The organism is Paenibacillus sp. AR247, from assembly GCF_002968895.1.
In the GTDB taxonomy this organism is placed as follows: Bacteria; Bacillota; Bacilli; order Paenibacillales; family Paenibacillaceae; genus Paenibacillus_AQ; species Paenibacillus_AQ favisporus.
In genome coordinates, this window is the sequence record NZ_PCZT01000020.1 from 55314 (window position 1) to 56358 (window position 1045).

The window sequence follows — 1045 nt, forward strand, 5'->3', positions numbered from 1 at the left end:
GGTTCGAGCGCCATAATACTCTTCTATTTCCCGGTCATACGCTTCAACCTGTGCCTTAAGATCACGATCATACTGGTTTCAAAAAATACGGCGGACCGTGGCAGGCGCGGCTTTGTTCTGGGAATTCATCGGGGACGCCTACCGCAAGACCGACCAAGGAATGACAAAGTCCGGAAGGTCCAGCCATTCGTCCAGTTCAGGCAGAGCACTGTTAATCCCGCCAATAATAACGGCCCCGAGACCCATCGATTGAGCCGCCAAGTTGGCGTTTTGCAGAGCAAGCGCGGCACTTAGCACACTGGTTTGATAAAAATAGGAGTAGTTCAGGTTGCGGCTCATTTTGTCCTGGTAGTCCGGGCCGGCAGCCAGCATCATGCGGTGAAAATCGGCGCAAAAGATAAAAAAGTATCCGCACTCCGCAATCCACGGATTTTCAGAATGCTCCGCTATTTTCTTGCGCAGTTCCTGATCGGTGACACCGATGATCGAGAACGGCTGCATATGCGCCGAGGTTGGTGCCATTTGCGCTGCGTCGACGATGGCTTCGATTTGCTCGCCGGTTAACGGCGTATTTGTAAACTTGCGGATGGAGCGATGCTGGCGGATCAATTGAATGACCTCATTCATAAAATTTCCCTCCAAATCAATGTGATTTCTGCAGAAGCTGCATGAAGACCACCTTCCAATCGAATGGTTTCCATGGAAACCACAATAACAAGGAAATGATGCTTTGTCAAATGGTTTCTGCGGAAACCATGATATAATGAAAAGAAAAAAGGTAGGCTTGCCTTATGCCTGATATGAATGATGATTTGCTTCAGCTCAAAAACCGCATCGAAAAATCCATATACCAGATCCTCGTCAGCGAAGCCGAGGATGACAGTGACCGGCTCTGGCTCATGGAGCGCATTTCCGACGACCGGCTGAAAAAGCTGCTGCCCCGTCTATCCGTCTCAAGCCTGCACGTTTTGGACGTCATCTATGCGCATGACGGCATTAAAGGGATCGATATCGCCCGCGAGATGGGTTTAACAAAAGGCGCCGT

At 50.0% G+C, this 1045-nt stretch carries 1 protein-coding gene and 1 pseudogene; one reads left to right on the forward strand and one right to left on the reverse strand.

Annotated features, from left to right (window positions below; all coding sequences use genetic code 11):
- Positions 1–138: 138 nt before the first annotated feature.
- Positions 139–627: a nitroreductase family protein gene (locus CPT76_RS27385; RefSeq protein ID WP_105445141.1), complete on the reverse strand. Its 489-nt coding sequence runs from the start codon at positions 625–627 to the stop codon at positions 139–141.
- A gap of 164 nt (positions 628–791) precedes the next feature.
- On the opposite strand from CPT76_RS27385, the pseudogene CPT76_RS37870 reads away from it, so the two are divergent.
- Positions 792–1045: pseudogene (locus CPT76_RS37870) on the forward strand (MarR family transcriptional regulator); the annotation flags it as partial.

What these genes read in the sequence shown, in the direction of transcription:
- CPT76_RS27385 (WP_105445141.1), bottom strand. Translation starts at nt 627, where the DNA reads ATGAATGAGGTCATTCAATTGATCCGCCAGCATCGCTCCATCCGCAAG.